Source organism: Streptomyces sp. KR55 (assembly GCF_052245645.1).
In the GTDB taxonomy this organism is placed as follows: domain Bacteria; phylum Actinomycetota; class Actinomycetes; order Streptomycetales; family Streptomycetaceae; genus Streptomyces; species Streptomyces flavusporus.
On sequence record NZ_JBQQCE010000912.1, the window covers coordinates 1 to 1309 of the forward strand.

General features: G+C 65.7%; 2 protein-coding genes. One reads left to right on the forward strand and one right to left on the reverse strand.

The genetic code is table 11. The features are described from left to right. Positions 1-1079: IS110 family transposase (locus ACTWQJ_RS51460; RefSeq protein WP_443313212.1), on the reverse strand; the 1079-nt coding region annotated here is incomplete at its 3' end. Between ACTWQJ_RS51460 and ACTWQJ_RS51465 the strand changes: the two genes are divergently transcribed. Continuing rightward, positions 1063-1309, forward strand: a 247-nt coding sequence (locus ACTWQJ_RS51465; protein ID WP_443313213.1) for a hypothetical protein, incomplete at its 3' end; no start/stop codon positions are given. The genes ACTWQJ_RS51460 and ACTWQJ_RS51465 overlap by 17 nt on opposite strands.

Consider the following 1309-nt stretch of genomic DNA (forward strand, 5'->3'; position numbering starts at 1 on the left):
CGGGGCCGAGCATGGGCTCGGATGATGATCGTGTATAGCTCTCGGGCGACGTAGCGCTTCAGGCAGCGGATGGCTTCGCGTCGGGTCTTGCCTTCGGCGATGCGTCGCTCGACGTAGCTGCGACTGCGTGTCTCCCAGCGGAGTCGAGCAAGGACGATCGTGTAGAGAGCCGAGTTGGCCTGACGGTCACCGCCTCGGTTGAGCCTTCTGCGCTGTGTCTTGCCCGAGGAGGCTTCGACCGGGCTCACCCCGCAGAGCGCGGCAAACGAAGCCTCGCTGTGGAGCCGTTCGGGATTGTCGCCTGTGGCAATGAGTAGCGCCGCGGCGGTGTCCGGACCCACGCCGTAGCAGTCAAGCAGCTGCGGGATGTGCTGCCTGATCACGTCGGTGATCTGCTGCTTGAGAGCGGCGATCTCATCGTCGAGTTCCTCGACTCGACGGGCGAGCAGCCGCAGGGTGAAGACCGCGGCCGCTGTGGCCGTGCCAGCCGTAGACCTATGCAGTGTCATGCAGGCTCGGAGCAGTTTGGGAATGGTCAGCCCATCAAGGGACTCTCGCAGCTCTGGACTGGCCGTCACAAGTACCGCCCTGAGCTGGTTGATGGCCTGGGTGCGGGCTTTGACCGCGGAGACCTTGGCCATCTTGTAGAGCCGGAGAGCTTCAACGGGGCCGTCAGCGAGCTTGGCCGTCGCGGTGGCTCGGCCGGACAGCACGGCATGCGCTGCTGCCTCGGCGTCGATGGTGTCGGTCTTGCCGCGACGGCGGCGTGTTGCCTTGTCCGGCTGGTTCACCTCGATGACGGTCAGTTCGTTGGTGCGCAGAAAGCGGCTCAGCGCAGCTCCGTAGGAGCCGGTGCACTCGACTCCAGCGCGGCTGACCAGGCCCGATGAACGGGCCCAGTCCAGCAGTTCCTGGTAGCCATCGGCCGTGGCGGGAAAGCTCCGGGAGTCGATCAACTTGCCCGTGGTCTCGACCACGGCTGCCACGTGGGCGTCCTTGTGGGTGTCGACACCCAGGACGACCTCACGATGGCAGTCATGGTGAAAACGGATCGGCTGGGCCATGCTGGCACTGGTCATCGGTCTCCTGCCATCGAACCGGAGCTGGTGGCCGTCGCCGGGCTGGCAGGGTGGTCAGGACTGTGACGGTGCCTGTCGCGAAGGCCCCTATCGGGACACACCCGCCGGCCTGGCGGCAACGAGTGCCGTCCCGGACAGTGGCCGACAGATCAAGACTCAGGACAAGACAGTCAGTCGTATCGCGGGTCAGGCCACCGCCGAGACGGCACCGCCATCCTCACAGTCGTATC